Origin of the sequence: Marivita sp. S6314, assembly GCF_023015985.1 — a bacterium.
Classification (GTDB): domain Bacteria; phylum Pseudomonadota; class Alphaproteobacteria; order Rhodobacterales; family Rhodobacteraceae; genus Marivita.
The window spans coordinates 685,434-704,150 of record NZ_JALKAO010000002.1; the positions used below are offsets into that span (position 1 = coordinate 685,434).

Consider the following 18,717-nt stretch of genomic DNA (forward strand, 5'->3'; position numbering starts at 1 on the left):
TTATTGGTCTTCGCTGCCAAACAGGCAGTCCCTGATCTGCGTCAGGCCACGTTCGGTTTCTGTTATTGGGGCCACCATGGCGACCCGGATATAGCCTTTGCCGGGGTTCCCGGCGTCAGTGTCCTGCGACAGGTACGCCCCGGGCAGCACCCGCACCCCCGTCTCGGTCCAAAGCTTCAGCGCCGCAGCCTCGCCATCCTCGACAGGCAGCCACAGGAAAAACCCGGCGTCTGGCGACCGGTATCCCGGCACATTGCCAAAAATGCGATCCGCCAGAGCGAATTTTTCCTGATAAAGCGCCCGGTTCTCGTCGACATGTGCTTCATCCGCCCACACCGCTTCAGCCACTTTCTGCAACGGCAAGGGCAGTGGTGTTCCGGCGTAATTCCGCAACTGCTGGATGCGCTTCATCGACTCCGGCCCGCCTGCCACAAATCCGGACCGCAGGCCCGGCAGGTTGGAGCGCTTAGACAGGGAATGAAACACCAGAACCCGTTCAGGATCGGCGCCCATATCCCGCGCCACCTGCAACGCGCCAACGGGCGGTGCGTCGCGGTAAATCTCGGAATAGCACTCATCCGCCAGAACGCGGAAATCATGCTTTTCGGCCAAGGTGATCAAGCGTTCCCAATAATCCTGATCGGCCACGGCCCCCTGTGGGTTTGCTGGGGAACAGATATAGGCCATGGTCGTCCGGTCCAGAACATCATCCGGAAGGCTCTCGAAATCCGGCAGATGCCCCGTCGCTTCGGTTGCATTCACAAACACCGGCTCTGCCGCCACCGAAATCGCCGAAATCAGGTACACCTGATAAAACGGGTTCGGCATCAGAACGACAGGCTTCTGTCCGTTCTTCGTCTCGGGACACAAGGCCATGCCAACATTGTACAACCCCTCACGCGTGCCGTTCAGCGGCATGATCTGCGTGTCGGCATCCAGCGTCACACCATAGCGTCGCGTGACCCAATCACGGATGGCCGCGCGCAGTTCAGGTGTGCCTTCGTTCGGCGGGTAGCTGTTAAAGCCCGCCATATTCTGCGCGATGATATCCGCAATCCATGCCGGAAAGGCATGTTTCGGCTCTCCGATGGTCATGTGGATCACCGGACCACCCGGTTCGTGCACGTCCAAAAGGGCGCGCAGACGCGGGAACGCATAAGCCGGTAGGTTCGAGAACCGCTCGGGAAACATGACCATTACTGCCTCAAGTTCAGGGTCATTGGCGCCCTGTTTGAAGCCAAATTACATAGCCAGAGGCAGCGCGTCCAGAAAAAGCACACGGGAGTCAGGCAGTTGTGGCTTTCAGGCCAACGCCTCTTCTGCCGCCTGTCCAAGCCGCAAAAGCCGCCGTTCTGCGTGTGGATTGGCCATCAAAGACACGCCACAGGCCGGTGTTCCGGTCGGAAGCGTCAGAACGGACAGCCCCATCAGGTTGCCAATCCGCGTATTCCGTAACGTCAACAGGTTCTCGGTGACGTAGTACTCACTGTCCGTCAGCAGCCGGTCGACATTCGGTGGCGTGATCGGGCTTGTTGCACACAGCACCGCGTCAAACGACGCCGTCGCCTCAAGATAGGCCGCGCGATACGCGTCCAGTTTGCGCCACGCCGCAACATAATCAGCCCCGGTAAAATCCTTGCCCGACCGGAAGCGCGCAAGAATCTCGTGAAACATCGCGTCTGGGTTGGCCTCGATAACATCGCGCCAGGTCCCATAGGTTTCACAACCATACAGCACCGGGGCCAGCGCCATCGCGTCTTCCACATCCGGCACCGCGACCTCGACAATCTCTGCCCCGGCATCGCGGAACCGCGCAACCGCATGATCAAACGCGGCTTTCGGCGCATCGCGGATATCGTCAAAGGCGGTTGTTGTCAGAACCGCCAGCCGCGCACCCCTTAACGTTGATGCATTCAGATCAACGGGCGCGTCACCTTTCATAGCGGCGAACAACAGCGCCGCGTCTTCCACCGTTCGGCACAGCGGACCAACCGTATCAAACCGCGACGCCAGCGGAACCGCCCCTTTCAGGCTCAGAACACCCGAGGTGGTTTTCAGACCAACAAGGTCGTTCCACGCCGAAGGCACCCGCACGGACCCGCCGGTGTCCGACCCGATGGCAGCAGGGGCCAGCCCAAACGCCACAGAGGTCGCCGCCCCCGAAGACGATCCCCCCGGCGCATTGTCGGGATCATGCACGTTGGGCGATGTCGCGGTTTTCGGGTTCAATCCAAGACCCGAGAACGCCAATTCGCTCAGATGCGTTTTGCCAAGACACACCAACCCCTGACGGGTTGCATTGGCCAGCACCTCCGCATCAGCGTCGGGTGTCCGGTTCTCAAGCAGTTTCGTGCCCGCCTCGGTCACCACGCCGGCTGTATCGAACAGGTCTTTCCATGAAATCGGCACGCCGTCCAAGGGCGACCGCCGCAAATTGAGACGCGCGCGTTCTTGCGCGGCCGTTGCTTCAGCAATGGCGCGATCCGGGGTCAGTCGGGCATAAATCCGGTCTCCGAATTCATGCGCGTCAATGGCGTCCAGAAACGTTCGGGTCAGCTCTACCGGATCAATCTCGCCCCGACCAATCCCGCGGCCCAGATCCGCCGCGCTCATTGTGTGCCAATCGCTCATGTCCGAACTCCCTCCCCCGGTTTTCGGGACGGTAGCGGCACAGAGGCGCATGGACAATCCCGCCCGGGCGTCCATATCACAAGGCATGACAAACGTTTCGGATATTCTGATTGTTGGCGGTGGGTTAAACGGGTCAGCGCTGGCCCTTGCCGCCGCCCGTGCCGGTCTCAGCAGCACCGTGATCGACGCCCGGCCGGACGCTGTGCGGCGCAGTGACAATTTCGACGGTCGGTCCTATGCGCTTGCGCTAGCGTCCGTCCGCATGCTGGCCGCGCTGGATCTGTGGGACGGGCTCAAGGCCAATGCCCAACCGATGCATGAAATCAAGGTCAGCGACGGGCGCGCCGGGGATGCCGACGTGTTTCTTGGCCTGCATTTCAACAGTGCGGAAATCGAGGAAGGCCCGATGGGTCACATGCTCGAAGACCGCTACCTGCGCCGCAGCTTGCTGGAAGCGATGGCGCAAAACGATTTGGTGACACACCTGTCCGGTGAAACGGTGGTTGACCAGACCGTCTCCCCGACAGGCGCAACCGTCACACTCGCCTCCGGAAAGGCCCTGTCGGGCCGCCTGATCGTCGGTGCTGACGGGCGCAAAAGCGGCACGAGCTTGCGCGCCGGGATCCAGCGCACCGAATGGAACTACCCGCAGACCGCGCTGGTGTGTGCCATCGCACATGAAAAGCCACATAACGGCGTCGCGCATCAGTTGTTCATGCCATCGGGACCGCTTGCGATCCTTCCGCTGACTGGCAACCGCTCCTCGATTGTCTGGAGCGAACGCAGCGATCTGGCGGAAGACATCAACGCATTGTCCGAAGACGATTACCTGACCGTGCTGCGCCCCCGGTTCGGCGATTTCCTGGGCAAGATCTCTCTGGCAGGAGAACGGTTCACCTACCCTCTGGGACTGACCGTGGCGAACCGGTTCGTGGATGATCGTCTTGCCCTGATCGGCGACGCAGCCCACGGCATGCACCCGATTGCCGGGCAAGGCCTGAACGCAGGCCTGCGCGACGTTGCGGCGCTGGCGCACGTGATCTCACACGCCAACCGACGCGGCGAAGATTTTGCAAGCCCGCAGGTTCTGATGCGGTACGAGCAATGGCGCAAGTTTGACACCGCGTCGCTTCTGACCGCGACAGACACGTTCAACCGGCTGTTTTCCAACGACAACCCGATCCTGCGCGCCGGACGCGATCTTGGCATGTCCGTGATCAATGCGATCCCGTCCGCCCGGCGCGGATTCATCCGCGAAGCGGCGGGGTTAAACGGCGACCTACCAGACCTGATGGCCGGGTAACCGGTTAGGACCACCGCACCCGGTCACGGATGACATCTGCTACCCGCCATGCGACAACCCCGAAAACGGGAGGTCGGAATGGATCAGAAATGCGCAATCGTCACCGGGGCCGCGCGCGGCATCGGGCTGGCAACCACCAAGCTCTTCCTCGGACGGGGCTGGCGCGTTGCAATGGTGGACCGTGACACGGCAGAGCTGGAACTGCACAGCGACATGGACAACGCGTTGTTGCTGCCGCTCGACATTTCCATTCCCGAAGATGTCACCCGCATCGTGGACCAGACGCTTGGCTGGTCCGGCCGCATCGACGCGCTGATCAACAATGCCGGAGTTGCTGAGTTCGGGCCCGCGGGCGATTGCACCTTCGACATGTGGCGGCGCGTGATGGCGACCAATCTGGACGGCACGTTCCTCTGCACCCAAGCGGCAACAGCCGCGTTGAAGGAAACGCAAGGCAGCGTTGTGAACATCGCCTCGATCAGCGGCTTGCGCGCGTCCACCTTGCGCGTCGCTTACGGCACATCCAAGGCAGCTGTGATCCAGTTGACCAAGCAGCACGCGGCGGAACTCGGGGAACACAATATCCGCGTCAATTGCGTCTGCCCCGGCCCGGTGCGCACCAAACTTGCCATGGCGGTGCACAGCCAGGACATCATCGACGCCTACCACGATGCCATCCCGCTGAACCGCTACGGGTCAGAGCAAGAGATCGCCGAGGTCATCACCTTTTTGGCCTCGGACAAGGCGTCCTACGTGACTGGTCAGATCATCGCGGCCGATGGCGGGTTCGAGTCCACAGGCGTGGGCCTCCCCGCCCTCAGGTCCTAGCTACTGGGAGTAAAAGACCGCTTCGTGCCAGATGGTTCGCGTGACGGGACGCCTACTGAATGCGCATCCCGTTCGCCAGAACATGTCCCTGATCATTGATCTGGATCGACGATTTCAGGCTGTCCGGTCCGGTCCCCGGCACGGCAAACATGCTCATCATCATACGCGCGCCCATCGCGTCTTCGTTGGTGATCAGGCCCATCCCGATCAGTTTGTCGATCAGGCTGTTGGCCCCTTCCAGCGAAAAGTCCACACCCCCGCTCGGGCGTGGGAACCCACCAAACGTCTGCAAATCCGTATTGTCAAAGGTGAACGCCCCCGTTCCCCCCAACTTGGCCCCGGCGGCCTCGATCGTCAGGTCGTTTAGCGTCAACGCGTTCAACTCTCCGGGCATGCCGCCGGTGGCCTCCAGTTGCGCCATAGCGACCGGGTCAAACAGGCTGACAAACGGTGTCACCTTTCCGGTCAGGTCCAGCGCAATGGTGACCGGGTCACGCGGCAAAGCAGCGGCCGGGTCCACCATGTTCCACAACACGTCCGACATTTCGAACCCGCCAAAGGTCATCCCGAGCGCCATGTCTTCCGGCGTATCAGACGCAGCAATCGGCATCGTCACGTTAAACGCGCTTTCTGCGACGTTGACAGACACCGGCACCGGCAATTCGGTGCCCGTCACTGTGACCGCCTGATCCGTTGCGGACAAGTTATATGCGATGAGCGACCCATCCATCGAGAACTCAAGGGACACCGCTCCCGAACGGGTCGTGCCGCTCGATGTGCCCTCCGGCGCGGTGCCGGCAAATTGCATTTCCCCGTCCGTGTAATCAAATTTACCGCGCGCAAGGAAGTCACCCGTCAGCAGGCTTTCGGGTGCGGACGCATCAAAACCTTCGGGCAGCGTTGTCGCGCTGTCGATGCTCAACCCTTGCATCGACCCCGAAATCAGCGCGGTGTCAGTGCTTTCGGGGTCGTTAAAGGCCATCTCATACCGGGCCGACTCCGCCCGTACCTCCTGTTCGATCCGCGTGCCGTTTCCGAACGCCGTCTGTGCGGTGCCGGTCATGCCGGTCAGCGCAAAGTCAAACCGCGCCTCATCACGCCCGACGACCTCATCGTTGACGATCAGCTCGGCCAGGGACATGGACAACGAGTCAGCGGTGTATGCATAGTTTAACGCGGACGGGTCGCCCGAGACCACGATCTCAAGCCCGGAATTGTTGTATTCAAGAACCATGCTGACATCGTCTTCACCCTCTGGTGCGGCATCAATCATGATCGGCATCGACGCCGGAAAGGTCATCGTCACGGACCCGTCCCCATTGTTCACCAGGTCAATCGACGACACACCAAAGGACACTTTGCTGTTTTCGTCCGGCACATCGAAGGTCAGCATCACATCTGTCACATCAAGCCCGTCAGAGGTCGGCGTCTCTGTCGCGGTCACGGTGTACCCAAAGCCCGTCATCGCCGATTCCATACCGTCCCAGACGTCCTGCGCCGTCAAATCGGCAAACGCCGGACCGGCCGCTACGCCCAGCGCAAGGGCAGAGCAAGTCGAGAGCTTCGTGAAACGTGACATGTCCAAATTCCTTATCCTCAAATTCCCGACCGTAGCTTCGACCTCCTGCACGGCAGGGTCAAGTGGCTGGACCCTGCGCCCGGACCGCAGTAGCACTGCAGTTCAGATCAAGGAGGACCACGCATGACCGATTTAACGGGAAAAACAGTGCTGATTACCGGGGCGAGCCGCGGAATCGGAGCCGAAGCTGCGCGGGTTTTCGCCAACGCGGGCGCAAATGTCGCTTTGATCGCCCGGTCCGCTGACGACATCGCCGAACTGGCTGGCGAAATCGGCAATGCGGCGGTTGCGATCCCCTGCGACATAAGCCGCTATTGGGAAATGGAAAAAGCCGTCGAAAACTGCGTCACCGCGTTTGGCGGGCTGGACATCCTGATCAACAACGCGGGCGTCATCGAACCGATTGCCCGCATGGAAGACGCCGATCCCGACGGCTGGGGACAGGTGATCGACATCAACCTCAAAGGCGTGTTCCACGGCATGCGCGCCGCGCTGCCGGAAATGGAACGCGCCGGGGGCGGCACCGTCTTGACCATCAGTTCCGGGGCGGCGCATGGGCCAGTCGAAGCGTGGTCGCATTATTGCGCCTCCAAGGCGGGTGCTGCGATGCTGACGATGTGCCTGCACAAGGAAATGGCCGACAAAGGCATCCGCGCCATGGGCCTGTCACCCGGCACCGTGGCCACACAGATGCAAAAGGAGATCAAGGCCAGCGGCATCAACCCGGTCAGCCAGCTGGACTGGTCTGATCACATTCCCGCCGATTGGCCTGCCAAAGCCCTGCTCTGGATGTGCGGCCCCGAGGCAGACGGGTTTCTGGGCGAAGAGATTTCGCTGCGGGATGAGAACATTCGCAAAAAGGTCGGCCTTGTATGATCGAGGTCTCCAACGATGGCACGCTTTGCGTTCTAACTATCAATCGTCCGGACAAAGCCAATTCGCTGACCGCAGAGATGCTGGAACAGCTCTGTGTCGGGGTCGAAGAGGCCCGTTCGGCACGCGCCATCATTCTGACCGGGATCGGAAAGGTGTTTTCTGCCGGGGCTGATCTTGAGGCGGCAAAGGCTGGTCTGGCGCTGAGCCCGCTTTGGGAACGCCTGTCCGGCGCGCTGTCGCGTCATCCCGGCCTGACAATTGCTGCCCTGAACGGCACCGTGGCGGGCGGGGCGATGGGGATGGTTCTGGCCTGCGATCTGCGCATCGCGGTGCCAGGCACAAAGGTGTTTTACCCGGTGATGAAACTCGGGTTTCTGCCACAGCCTTCGGATCCCGCCCGCCTTGCCCAGCTTGTCGGGCCATCACGCGCCAAGATGATCCTGATGGCCGGCCAGAAGATCCCAACCGAAGACGCCCTGACCTGGGGTCTGATCGACCGGATCGTGGAGCCTGCAGACCTGCTCGACCACGCCAAATCCCTGGCCGAGGATGTCTGCTCCGCCACCCCGGACCATGCGCGGTCCATCAAGGGCCTGATTGCACAAAGCCTGCCCTGATCCGCTTGACCCGCCCCCGCAGCCCCGTAGGCTGACCGCAACATATCAATGAAGGAACGTTTCATGAGCCAACATCTGCATATCGTCTTTGGCGGAGAGCTGGTGACCCCCTCGGAAAACGTGTTCAAAGACCCTGAGAACATCCATGTCGTCGGCATTTTCGCAGACCGCGACGCGGCCTATGACGCCTGGAAAAACGAGGCACAACGCACCGTAGACAACGCGCATATGCGCTATTTTCTGGGCGATCTTCAGCAGTTGATCGATGCCAGCACCAGCGCCCCCGAGGCGCAGGACTAACCATTTGGTGCGCAGACCGTTCAGTCTGACCGCCTATCTGGCACTGGCCCGAGGGCCGGACCGGCTGATCGTAGACGCCGCCGCATGGCCCGCGCGCCCCGAAGGGCCGCTGCTATGGCTGCACTGCGACACCCGGATGCGTCTTGAAACACTGGCCACCCTGACAAAACGCCTCCACACCCAGCGCGATGACTTTTCGCTCTTGCTGACCTGTGACGCGGCAGAGGCTGACAGCTTTGACATGTCCGGTCTGCCCGTCGGCCCGCCCCCGTCAGAATCGCTCAGCGACATCCAGCGCTTTCTGCAACACTGGTGTCCCGACATCCTGATCTGGGCCGGGAACGGCCTGCGCCCGGCGTTGATCCACGAAACCGCGAACACCAAAACGCACATGTTGCTGGTGGATGCCGCGGACGCGCCGTGGCGGCAACCGTCCAAGCGGTTCGTACCCGATGCCAGTGCCGCAGCGCTTAATCTGTTTCACAGCATCATCGCACAAGACGCAGCCGCAGCGCAGAGGCTTCGACGGCTGGGTATCCCGGACAGCAAGATCGAGGTCGCCTCTGTCCTGGAGCCCGAGATCTTCCCGCTGACCAGCCATGACGGGCTGCACGAGGAAATGACCGACCTTCTGGCGGGGCGTCCGGTCTGGCTGGCGGCCGATATCCTGCTGGGCGAAGCAGACGCGGTGCTGCGCGCGCACCGCCGTGCCGCGCGCTTGGCCCATCGGCTGTTGCTGATCATCAGCCCGCAAAACCCGCAGGACGAAGCCGCGATGGCCGCGCTGTGCGAAGAGGTCGGCCTGCGACTCGCGCGATGGGAACAGGGGGATATGCCAGACGAGAACACCCAGGTGCTTCTGGCTGGCGACGACAGTGAACTGGGTCTGTGGTACCGATTGGCACCTTTGTGTTTCCTCGGCGGTTCGCTGACACCGGGAGCGGGTGGTCAATCGCCCATGATGGCCGCCGCATTGGGCTCGGCGATCCTGTACGGGCCAAATGTGGGCAAGCATCTGGACGCCTATTCGCGCCTTGTCAGCGCCGGGGCCGCGCGCATCGTCAAGGACATGGAAACGCTCAGCGCCGCAGTGTCACAACTGATCGCACCGGACCGCGCCGCGGCGATGGCACATGCCGGATGGAACGTGGTATCCTCGGGTGCGGAAACCGCCGATCTGGTTCTGACTCAGGTGGATGAATGGCTTGACGCGATGGAGGCCCAACCATGAGGCCCCCCGCCTTCTGGGACACCCCGCCCGACCGCCCCGGGCTGATGCCGCGCCTGCTGTCGCCGCTTGGTGCGCTCTACGCCGCCCTGACCGCCCGCCGCCTGCGCACAACCGACCCGGCCAAATTGCCGGTCCCGGTGATCTGCGTTGGCAACGTCAACGCGGGTGGCACCGGTAAGACACCAACGGTGATTGCGCTTATGCAGATGCTGTCGGATCTGGGCATCACCGCGCATGTCGTGTCGCGGGGGTATGGGGGGTCGCTTGACGGGCCGGTGCAAGTGGACCCGAAACAGCATACCGCCGAACAGGTGGGGGACGAACCGCTGCTGCTGGCCGCGTTTGGCCCGGTCTGGGTGTCCAAAGATCGCGCCGCCGGCGCCCGCGCTGCGGTGCAAAGCGGCGCTCAGGCGATCCTGCTGGATGACGGGTTGCAGAACCCAAGCCTGCACAAAGATCTCTCGATCATCGTTGTGGATGCCAACAAAGGCTTCGGCAACGGGCGCTGCATCCCGGCAGGTCCCCTACGTGAACCGGTGCAGAACGCCATGACACGCGCGCAGGTCGTGCTGTCCATTGGCGACCCGGCGGCGCAAGCCGGATTCGCAGATCAGTGGCAGGCGCAGATCCCGATCCCGCATATCACCGGCCATCTTGCCCCGCTGCAAACCGGAATGGAGTGGGAGGGCCTGCGCTGCCTCGCCTTTGCTGGCATCGGGCATCCGGAAAAGTTCTTTGCCACCCTGCGCACGCTTGGCGTTGATCTGGTCCGCGCCGAGGCACTGGACGATCACCAACCGCTGACAGCCTCTCTGATGACCCGTCTGGAACATGACGCCAAGGCAGCAGGCGCACAGTTGGTCACAACCGAAAAAGATGCGGTGCGCCTTCCCGACAGTTTTCGGATGAAAGTGCTCACCGTGCCGGTGCGGCTTTCCCTGGACAACGATCAATCGCTGAAAGACGCGCTTATCGCTTTGGTCGAATAAGGCCTATTCCGCCGCCAACGGCATCTCGTCGGCCTGCCCTGTTGCGGCGATTTCCGCGATGACGCTGCGTAAGAGTTTCCGAAAATTGTGGAAATTCGCGTTTGGCCGCACCTCGCGCTCGTCCATGTAGATCGACCGGTCAATCTCAATCTGAACTGCGTGCTGACCGCGCGACGGGCGTCCATAGGCCTGCGTGATGTAGGCCCCCGCAAAGGGCGTATTGCGCGCCACCACGAAACCCGCATCCACAAATGCCGCTTCGATCTGATCGACCACCGTCTGGCTGGCGGACGCACCAAAGCGGTCCCCCAACACGATCTGCGGACGCCGCGCCGCGGATTTGGCAACACCGTCCAGCGCCTCATGCGGCATCGAATGGCAATCCACCAGAATCGCTTCGCCGAACCGCGCATGTGCCGTGTTGATCAACTTGCGCAATTGATCGTGATAGGGGCGCCAAAACTGCGCAATGCGCCGTTCCGCCTCTGCAAAGGGCAGTTTTCCATGGTAAATCGGCCGCCCATTGGCCACCACGCGGGGCACGACCCCCAAACCAGACGCAACACGCGGGTTGTGTGTCTGCCGACGCACCCCTTCGATCAGCGCAGGGTCCAGCTCTTCGGCACTGCGGTTCAGATCAATATAGGCACGTGGCGCACCGGCCTTGATAAACGCGGCTCCGAATTGTGGCGCACAGTCAAACAACCGGTCCACAAACGCATCCTCAGATGATCGGATCGTGACCTCGTCCAACGCCGTATGACGCAGGAAAGACCAGCTATAGTCGCGCCCCGAATGCGGTGACGCAAACACCACACGCGAGGTGTGTGCTTCGGGTTGAACAAGATGGTAGGCGACTTTCGGCATAGGCCCTCCGGTACGCTCAACATAGACCGATTTTTTCTATGACCAAAAGCCCTTGATCCCCGTTCCGACTCCTTTTATAGACCGGCCCACCGGCGCGCGATTTCGCGCCCCTTTTTATTGGGGCACGGGTTTCGCAAGGGTAAACGGGCGATTAGCTCAGTGGTAGAGCACTTCGTTGACATCGAAGGGGTCACAAGTTCGAACCTTGTATCGCCCACCATTGAATTCGCCGCTTTGGCCTTCGGGTCAGGGCATCCGCAACCACAAAGGCGCTCGCGCGCCGCGATAAGAGGAGAGACCCCATGAAGGTCAAGAACTCGCTTCGTTCGCTCAAGAACCGCCATCGCGACTGCCGCGTTGTGCGCCGCAAGGGCCGCGTCTACGTCATCAACAAGACGCAGCGCCGGTTCAAAGCCCGCCAGGGCTAAGCGGAAACCGCAGTATGATGGAAAAGGCCACCCGCTTCGGGTGGCTTTTTTCGTTAGTGCAGACAGTATCAAATCCGGACCACCCACCACGAGCGGATGGTCTCTGCCCCGCGATCCGCGATACACAGGATGTCAGGACGCCCGCAAAATCATGCCCCGCAAGACCGCTCTACATTCAAAGGCAATTCCATGACCGAAGACTCGCATACCACGCACACCGCCGAAGAAGACGCCCGCAACCGCGATATCAAGATCTACGTGAACGGCGACCTTGTTCACCGGGACGACGCCAAAGTGTCGGTCTATGACAGTGGCTTCATGCTGGGGGACGGCATGTGGGAAGGGATGCGGCTTTACAACGGCACATGGGCGTTCTTTGACGAACACATGGATCGATTTTTCGATTCCTGCAAAGCGGTGTCGCTTGATGTTGGCATGGACCGCGCAGGCATCATGGACGCCCTCACCCGCACCGCAGACGCCAACGGTATGACGACAGACGTGCATTGTCGGTTGATGCTGACGCGCGGGATAAAGGTCAAACCGTTCCAGCATCCCAGCCTGAGCCAGAGCGGCCCGACACTGGTGATCATCATGGAGCACTCAAAACCAGCCGAGGGGCTGCAATCCAAAGGCATTCGCCTTGCCACGGTGCCACAGGTGCGCGGATTGCCGATGAGCCAGGACGCAAAGTACAACAGCCATTCCAAGCTCAATTGTGTGATCGCCTGCCTTCAGGCCGAACAGGCCGGTGCAGACGAAGGCTTGATGCTTGACCCGCATGGGTTTGTGAATACGACAAACGCCTGCAATTTCTTCATCGTGCGCAAGGGCGAGGTTTGGACCTCGACCGGGGATTACTGCATGAACGGCGTGACCCGGCAAAAGGTGATCGACCTGTGCCGCGCCAATGATATTCCCGTGTTCGAAAAGAATTACTCGCTTTACGAAGCCTACGGCGCGGATGAGGCCTTTCTGACCGGCACGTTCGGCGCGCAGACCCCTGTGTCCAGTATCGACGGAAAGCCCATTGGCACCGGTGAACGGCCTGTCACCCAAAGGATCCGCCAACTGTACAAGGCGATGATCGAAGAGCACACGAAGACGCGGACATGACACAGACCGACACCCAGACGCTACCCGTCGATCATCGGGGGCATGAGACCACGATGCAAAGCCCGTTGGCGGCACAAGCAAAACCGGCATACACTCGCGACATCCAGCGTGACACCAAAGGAGCGGCGCAATGACACCTCCCGATGACGACAAGGTTTCGGGCCGCCTGCACGGCGAACAGATCGAACCAGACAAATCCGAATCCCTTGTCCTGCGGTTGGTCTACATGATTCTGATCGCGATCATGATCTCGCTGGCGCAGACGGTGCTGGGGGCGATGACGATCATCCAGTTCGTGGTCATGCTGGTGAACAACAAGCAGCCCAATGAACGGCTGGCGGATTTCGGCACCGACCTTGGCATCTGGATGGCCAAGGCCGCGCGATACCAAACCGCGGCCAGCAATGTGAAACCCTGGCCGTGGACCGATCTGGACTAAGTCACCGAAGGATCGAATCTGCCATCAGCCGCACCATCGTCGCCTGATCCAGATAACCCGTCACCCGCAGCTTGCGCGCGTTCTGGTAGCGCCGGATTGCGCGACGTGTGGCCTTATCGAACACGCCGTCAACGGCTCCGGGCTTGAGCCCAATCGCTTCCAGACGCCCTTCGGCCAAACGGCGTCCCGCCGCATTCAGACGCAGCGCATCTTCTGCCGCCTTTGCCGCCCGTTCTATCTCGCGCGCGCCCGAATTTCGCTGCAGCCAGTTGATCCGCGCCCGCGCTTCTCCGGCAAACGCGCCGTTCGGGCGTTCGGACAGATACGCGCGATACGACTGGGCAGTGTCCTCACGGCGCGCGACCTGCCATCTCGCCTTGTCGCGATCCTCGGCCAGCGCATTGCGCTCTGCCTCGATCTCTTCAAGTCGCTCCTGCGCCACCTCGGCAAAAAAACCGTCCGGGAACCGTTCAAGATAGGCGCGGTATCCGCCTTCCGACCCGCGCGATCCGGTTTCGGCCCAATACGCGCGGTCTTCCCGCTCCAGCGCCGCCTGCCGTTCCCGCGCCTCTTCCTCAAGCTCTGCCGCGCGTTTGTCCGCTTGCCGGTCCAGCATCACGATCTGCGTCGCCGTCAGGTATCCCGATGCCGTGTGCCCGTTGGCTTCCTGCCAGGTCGAAATCGCACCCCGCGTGCCACGCCCGAATATCCCGTCAATGCCACGCGTGTTGTGCCCCAGCAGCGACAGATCGCGCTGAATATCCCGCCGCGCATCGCGCGACAGCTCGAGCGACTCCTCGGCGCGTTTTTCACGGTGGAAAGGCTCGGATTGAATGGCCGTCAGTCGTTGCCGCGCCTCGGCGGTCTTCTCGCCCCTGGGGAATGCCCGAATATAGGCCTGGTACCCGGCCTCGGAATCCGCCCGCACCGCATCCTGCCACGCGGCGCGATCCTCGGCGATCTGATCCTGCCGGGGGGGATCTACCACAACCGGCAGATCACCGGACCCGCCCTGCAACAGGGCAAGCCGGTCCGGCACAAACCCATGCAGGGCCATGTCCTCCGACCGGATCACCGACAAAACGTTGTCTGTGTCCCCTTCGGACAACCGATGCGCCACCCGCATGGCATTGCGCAGATTGCCCGTGGCCACGGTCACCCCCTGCGGAATGTCCTGATGCGGGATATCTGACGACAGCCCGCTGGCCAGATCACCGCGCCCGTCCGTCTGGCCCAGCACGATCAGCGCCCGCCCCGGAAACTGCGCCGCAACAGCGTAGACCGAATCCAGCGGGAATCCCTCGTTCAGCACCCGAACCAACCCGACATCGCCGTCAGCATCGGCAGGCATCAGGTAGGTGCCCGCCACGGTCGACACGAAGCGCCCCGTCAACACCAGCGTCACATCTTCGGTGCGGGCATCAAGGTTGCGCGCAAAGGCCAGAAATGCCGTGCGCATGCCGCGTTGATTGGCCCCGGCAACGGTGTTCACCCGCGTCGCGATTTCGGAAAATGACTGGCGCAACTCGCCTAGGTCGCGGCTGCCGGTTTCGCGCTGCAAAACGCGCGCGTCTCCGTTGCCAATCACCAGAACGCTGCTGCCATCGGCCCAGGCCGGCACGCTCATTCCAAGCATCAGAGGGATCGTAAAAAGCAATCGGGTCATGCTGTGTTCCTTTGGTCTTTGAACACAGTAACGCATGAACAGGGTATGTTATCCAATATCGGCGCAAAAAAACCGCGGCACACACCCCATCTTCACGATCAGTCGTAGCTGCGCACGTCCTCGATCACCAACCCGTCACGTGGCAAAGCGCCCGGCGGCACCAGTTCGACTTTGCCCTTGAGTTTCAGTGTCTCGACAATGCTGGGCTCAAAACTTGCGGCATCCTGTGCCGAGGTTTCGATCTGCACCGTCATCACATCCACCTCGCCATCCCGGCTGGCCACAACGCGCGCACGGTCAATTTCAGCATGGCGGGCCACTAGGGCCGCAACCTGTTCGGGACGCACAAACATCCCCTTGATCTTGGTGGTCTGATCCGCCCGACCCATCCAGCCCTTGATCCGCGCATTGGTCCGCCCGCAGGGCGATTGGCCCGGCAGAATCGCGCTCAGATCCCCGGTGGCGAACCGGATCAACGGATAGTCCGGGTTCAGCGTCGTGACGACAACCTCGCCAACTTCGCCTTCGGGCACGGGATCCCCGGTGCCCGGTGTCACGATCTCGACGATGACCCCTTCATCCAGAATCATCCCCTCTTCGGCATCGCTTTCATAGGCAATGTTCCCAAGATCCGCCGTCGCATAGCACTGGCGACAGGAAATCCCGCGATCCACGTAGTATTGCCGCAGCGACGGGAACAAGGCGCCCCCTCCGACAGCCGCCTTGCTGATCTTCAGCGGCAGGCCCATTTCGTCGGCTTTTTCCAGAATGATCTTGAGATAATCCGGCGTGCCCGCATAGGCTGTGATGCCAATGTCAAACGCCGCCTGCGCCTGAAGCTCCGTCTGCCCCGTCCCGGCGGGCAACACGGCCGCCCCCACCGCGCGGGCCCCGTTTTCAAAAATCATTCCCGCAGGCGTGAGGTGATAGCCAAAACAGTTCTGAACAATGTCCCCGCTGCCAATACCACAGGCATGCAAAAACCGCCCCATGCGCCACCAGTCATGGCTGACGCCACCGGGTTCGTAAATCGGGCCGGGCGACTGGAACACATGGGCCATATTGCTGACCGCCATCCCCCCAAAGGGTGGGTTTTCCTTCTGCCACGTCACCAATTGCGATTTCCGCAAAACCGGCAGCTTGGTGATGTCCTCCAGCGACGTCACCTCCGCATCGGCCTCCAGACACGACCCCGGCGCGGCCTTGGCCCGCGCGACCTGCTCCAGAAACGCCGCGCTCTGGGCGGCATGGCGCTCATCTGCGCTGCGTGTCTCAAGCGCATCGAAATACTGGCTCATCTCACTGTCCTTTCGGCGCGTTCCGGCCCAGCATCATGATCTGCGGCCCTTTCGCTTCGACGCGGGCCACCTCGCCGCGCACTTCCATTTCAAGTTTCACGCATGTCGCGTGCCATCCAAGCGATCCAAGCCGGTTCAGAACATCCTCCGGCAACACCGCCTCAAGTCGCGGTTTCAGATCCGAGAACCGGATATCCCCGTCACGCAGCACGGTCAGGATCGCGTCCCGCAACACGTCGAATTTCCACTTTGGGATGTTTGTCACACCGTCGCGGCCCTCTGCCGGGGTGCGGCAGCCAACCTTGTCTTCGGTCGCTACGCGAGCCATCTTTTCCGCCGCCGATAAGACCGCACATCGCGGAACGATTTGCGACCTTCATCCGACATCCCCAGATAGAACTCCTTCACATCCGGGTTCTCGCGCAGATCCGCCGCCGGACCTTCCATCACCACACGCCCGCTCTCAAGGATATATCCCTGATGCGCATATCGCAGCGCGACGTTGGTGTTCTGTTCGGCCAGCAGGAACGACACACCTTCATTCTCGTTCACTGATTTCACGATCTCGAAAATCTGTTCAACCAACTGCGGAGCCAGACCCATGGACGGCTCGTCCAGCAAAATCGTCTCTGGCCGGGACATCAGCGCACGGCCAATCGCGGTCATCTGTTGTTCCCCACCCGAGGTATAGCCCGCCTGGCTTTTCCGACGCTCTCTCAAACGTGGGAAATAGGTATAGACCATCTCAAGATCCTGCTCGATCGCGGCTTTGCCGTCGCGGCGCGTATAGGCTCCGGTGAGCAGGTTCTCCTCGACCGTCAGATGCTCAAAACAGTGCCGCCCTTCCATCACCTGGATCACCCCCCGCTTGACCAGCGACGCAGGGTCCAGCCCCTGCACCGTGTCACCCTTGTAAAGGATGGACCCCTTGGTCACTTCGCCGCGCTCGGAATGCAGCAGGTTGGAAATGGCCTTGAGCGTTGTGGTCTTGCCAGCCCCGTTGCCGCCCAGCAAAGCGGTAATCCCGCCTTTGCGCACGGTCAGGCTCACCCCTTTCAGAACAAGGATGACGTGATTGTAGATCACTTCGATGTTGTTCACTTCAAGAAGCGTCTCGTCGGTGCGTCCGGCGTCCAGCATGGCTCTTCTTCTTTTTACAAATATGCAAATGCCCCCGGCGGCGTCTTGGGAAACCGCCGGGGATCTGTCGGCCTTAGTTGGTGGCCGAGCACTCTTCGTTCATCGCCCACGGCGCGTTCGACGTCGCGTATTCCGCAGAGGCAGACGCAATCAGGTCCGCGTAGCTGTCGACATTCGGCGTGAGAAGGTCAGACGCTTTGACGAACTTCGCGCCGTCCCATTCGAGCATCCAGCCACCGGCATGGCCGGTGTGGTTTGCACAGGATGTGGAGAATGGCGGCACCATGCCCTCCATGCCCAGCTCAGCAATACGCTCTTCGGTGAGGTTGATGTTCTCAAGGCCCCAACGCAACTGTGTTGCGTCAATTTCGGTGGTGCCGAAATTGTCCTGCGCGTTCTTGATGCCCTCTGCGAGGATCATCGACATGACCAAACCACGGCCATAGAACACGCCCTGCATCTCTTCTTCGTTGGACTGGCTCAGACCCTTGTCAAAGACCATTTCCTTGACCTGCTGCATCACAGGCGCATCCGGGTTCGGGAAGGACCAGGAAATCGACTTGTAGCCTTTGCCTTCGTCACCAACCAGCTTGAGGTCCGCATCGTGACCCGCCCACCAGACGCCGATCATGTTCTCCATCGGGAACTTGGTCTTCACGGCTTCGGTGATGGCCCCGGCGTTCATCGCACCCCAGCCCCACATCACAACATTGTCCGGACGCTCACGACGGATCTGCAGCCACTGTGCCGACTGGTTCTGCATCTCTTTCAGGCCAACCGGGATCGGCAGAAGCTCAAAGCCCTTGTCAGCCGCCAGCTTTTCAAGCAACGGAAGCGGCTCTTTGCCATAGGGGTGGTCCAGGTGGAGAAAGGCGATCTTCTTGCCTTCAAGCGATCCTTCCTGTTCCAGGAACTGAACGATCATATCCGCGGCATCCCAGTAACCGGCCGGCATGTTGAACGCCCACTGGAAGACCTTGCCGTCTGCCATCGGAGAGAAGCCGTAGCCCGGTGCGAGGATCGGAATTTCGTCAACATTGGTCTTCGGCAGAACCTGCAGCGTGATACCTGTGGACCAGGGCTGCGTCACAATCGCTTTGCCCTTTGTCTTTTCGTAGCATTCCACGCCTTTTTCGGTGGAATACCCGGTTTCACATTCTTCAGCATTGATCCGAATGCCGCCAACGCCGCCATCGCGTTCATTCAGCAGGGTCATGTAATCGGCCTGACCGTTCATCAGCGGAATGCCCGTCGCCGCGAAAGGCCCGGTCCGGTACGCAAGGTTCGGCGTGTACAGCTCTTGTGCGACGGCTGCCGTTCCCAGAACGGTACCCAGCGCCGCTGCGGCTGCCAGTTTGGTGAAGTGTTTCATTGGTGTCCTCCCATTGGAACGAAGTATTTCTATGTGC

The 18,717-nt window shown here is 61.2% G+C and carries 19 protein-coding genes and 1 tRNA gene; 11 read left to right on the forward strand and 9 right to left on the reverse strand.

Features of this window, described 5'->3' with window-relative positions:
• Together MWU54_RS07880 and MWU54_RS07885 are read right to left on the reverse strand one after the other, a co-directional pair.
• Positions 1 to 1,191 carry an aminotransferase class I/II-fold pyridoxal phosphate-dependent enzyme gene (locus tag MWU54_RS07880; RefSeq protein ID WP_247082215.1) on the reverse strand — a complete coding sequence of 397 codons (1,191 nt, stop codon included), beginning with the start codon at positions 1,189 to 1,191 and terminating at the stop codon, positions 1 to 3.
• Positions 1,192 to 1,302: 111 nt separating this feature from the next.
• Positions 1,303 to 2,631, reverse strand: a complete 1,329-nt coding sequence (locus MWU54_RS07885) for an amidase (protein ID WP_247081960.1) — start codon at positions 2,629 to 2,631, stop codon at positions 1,303 to 1,305.
• Positions 2,632 to 2,680: 49 nt separating this feature from the next.
• Between MWU54_RS07885 and MWU54_RS07890 the strand changes: the two genes are divergently transcribed.
• On the forward strand, positions 2,681 to 3,934 hold the full coding sequence (locus tag MWU54_RS07890) for a UbiH/UbiF/VisC/COQ6 family ubiquinone biosynthesis hydroxylase (RefSeq protein ID WP_247081962.1): 1,254 nt from the start codon (positions 2,681 to 2,683) through the stop codon (positions 3,932 to 3,934).
• A 78-nt stretch (positions 3,935 to 4,012) separates the two neighbouring features.
• Positions 4,013 to 4,762 carry an SDR family oxidoreductase gene (locus MWU54_RS07895; protein WP_247081964.1) on the forward strand — a complete coding sequence of 250 codons (750 nt, stop codon included), beginning with the start codon at positions 4,013 to 4,015 and terminating at the stop codon, positions 4,760 to 4,762.
• 52 nt (positions 4,763 to 4,814) lie between these two features.
• On the opposite strand, the gene MWU54_RS07900 is transcribed toward MWU54_RS07895, so the two are convergent.
• Positions 4,815 to 6,341 (reverse strand): DUF2125 domain-containing protein, encoded by a 1,527-nt coding sequence (locus tag MWU54_RS07900; protein ID WP_247081966.1) that lies wholly within the window; start codon positions 6,339 to 6,341, stop codon positions 4,815 to 4,817.
• Between the two features lie 123 nt (positions 6,342 to 6,464).
• Here MWU54_RS07900 and MWU54_RS07905 point away from each other — a divergent pair, with 123 nt between their 5' ends.
• The 5 genes from MWU54_RS07905 (at position 6,465) to lpxK (ending at position 10,354) form a co-directional block, all read left to right on the forward strand.
• The gene (locus tag MWU54_RS07905) at positions 6,465 to 7,217 is read left to right on the forward strand and encodes an SDR family oxidoreductase (protein ID WP_247081968.1); all 753 of its coding nucleotides are present in this window, start codon (positions 6,465 to 6,467) and stop codon (positions 7,215 to 7,217) included.
• Complete coding sequence (locus tag MWU54_RS07910) at positions 7,214 to 7,834, forward strand: enoyl-CoA hydratase/isomerase family protein (protein ID WP_247081970.1); 621 nt, start codon at positions 7,214 to 7,216, stop codon at positions 7,832 to 7,834. The genes MWU54_RS07905 and MWU54_RS07910 overlap by 4 nt, the downstream gene beginning before the upstream one ends.
• A gap of 63 nt (positions 7,835 to 7,897) precedes the next feature.
• Positions 7,898 to 8,134 carry a DUF4170 domain-containing protein gene (locus MWU54_RS07915; RefSeq protein WP_247081972.1) on the forward strand — a complete coding sequence of 79 codons (237 nt, stop codon included), beginning with the start codon at positions 7,898 to 7,900 and terminating at the stop codon, positions 8,132 to 8,134.
• Positions 8,135 to 8,141: 7 nt separating this feature from the next.
• A complete protein-coding gene (locus MWU54_RS07920; RefSeq protein ID WP_247081974.1) occupies positions 8,142 to 9,365 on the forward strand; it encodes a glycosyltransferase N-terminal domain-containing protein in 1,224 nt (407 codons plus the stop codon).
• The gene (lpxK, locus tag MWU54_RS07925; RefSeq protein ID WP_247081976.1) at positions 9,362 to 10,354 is read left to right on the forward strand and encodes a tetraacyldisaccharide 4'-kinase; all 993 of its coding nucleotides are present in this window, start codon (positions 9,362 to 9,364) and stop codon (positions 10,352 to 10,354) included. Before MWU54_RS07920 ends, lpxK begins: the two co-directional genes overlap by 4 nt.
• 3 nt (positions 10,355 to 10,357) lie before the next feature.
• Here the strand turns inward: lpxK and MWU54_RS07930 are convergent, their stop codons facing one another.
• Positions 10,358 to 11,221, reverse strand: a complete 864-nt coding sequence (locus tag MWU54_RS07930; protein WP_247081977.1) for an N-formylglutamate amidohydrolase — start codon at positions 11,219 to 11,221, stop codon at positions 10,358 to 10,360.
• A gap of 145 nt (positions 11,222 to 11,366) precedes the next feature.
• On the opposite strand from MWU54_RS07930, the gene MWU54_RS07935 reads away from it, so the two are divergent.
• The 4 genes from MWU54_RS07935 (at position 11,367) to MWU54_RS07950 (ending at position 13,204) form a co-directional block, all read left to right on the forward strand.
• Positions 11,367 to 11,441: transfer RNA gene (locus tag MWU54_RS07935), tRNA-Val, on the forward strand.
• A gap of 82 nt (positions 11,442 to 11,523) precedes the next feature.
• Entirely contained in the window at positions 11,524 to 11,649 is a 126-nt protein-coding gene (gene ykgO, locus MWU54_RS07940) for a type B 50S ribosomal protein L36 (RefSeq protein WP_008562923.1), read from the forward strand.
• Between the two features lie 189 nt (positions 11,650 to 11,838).
• Positions 11,839 to 12,765, forward strand: coding sequence for an aminotransferase class IV (locus MWU54_RS07945; RefSeq protein ID WP_247081979.1), 927 nt, complete (start codon positions 11,839 to 11,841; stop codon positions 12,763 to 12,765).
• Between the two features lie 130 nt (positions 12,766 to 12,895).
• The gene (locus MWU54_RS07950; RefSeq protein ID WP_247081980.1) at positions 12,896 to 13,204 is read left to right on the forward strand and encodes a DUF4389 domain-containing protein; all 309 of its coding nucleotides are present in this window, start codon (positions 12,896 to 12,898) and stop codon (positions 13,202 to 13,204) included.
• A gap of 1 nt (position 13,205) precedes the next feature.
• On the opposite strand, the gene MWU54_RS07955 is transcribed toward MWU54_RS07950, so the two are convergent.
• The 5 genes from MWU54_RS07955 to MWU54_RS07975 all read right to left on the reverse strand — a co-directional run bounded on the left by MWU54_RS07955 (position 13,206) and on the right by MWU54_RS07975 (position 18,680).
• Positions 13,206 to 14,870: a peptidoglycan-binding domain-containing protein gene (locus MWU54_RS07955; protein WP_247081982.1), complete on the reverse strand. Its 1,665-nt coding sequence runs from the start codon at positions 14,868 to 14,870 to the stop codon at positions 13,206 to 13,208.
• A gap of 98 nt (positions 14,871 to 14,968) precedes the next feature.
• Positions 14,969 to 16,168: a phenylacetate--CoA ligase family protein gene (locus MWU54_RS07960; protein WP_247081984.1), complete on the reverse strand. Its 1,200-nt coding sequence runs from the start codon at positions 16,166 to 16,168 to the stop codon at positions 14,969 to 14,971.
• Position 16,169: 1 nt separating this feature from the next.
• Positions 16,170 to 16,496, reverse strand: a complete 327-nt coding sequence (locus tag MWU54_RS07965; RefSeq protein WP_247081985.1) for a hypothetical protein — start codon at positions 16,494 to 16,496, stop codon at positions 16,170 to 16,172.
• Positions 16,484 to 17,308 carry an ABC transporter ATP-binding protein gene (locus MWU54_RS07970; protein WP_247081987.1) on the reverse strand — a complete coding sequence of 275 codons (825 nt, stop codon included), beginning with the start codon at positions 17,306 to 17,308 and terminating at the stop codon, positions 16,484 to 16,486. Before MWU54_RS07970 ends, MWU54_RS07965 begins: the two co-directional genes overlap by 13 nt.
• Positions 17,309 to 17,381: 73 nt before the next feature.
• Positions 17,382 to 18,680, reverse strand: coding sequence for an ABC transporter substrate-binding protein (locus tag MWU54_RS07975; RefSeq protein WP_247081988.1), 1,299 nt, complete (start codon positions 18,678 to 18,680; stop codon positions 17,382 to 17,384).
• Between the last annotated feature and the right edge of the window lie 37 nt (positions 18,681 to 18,717).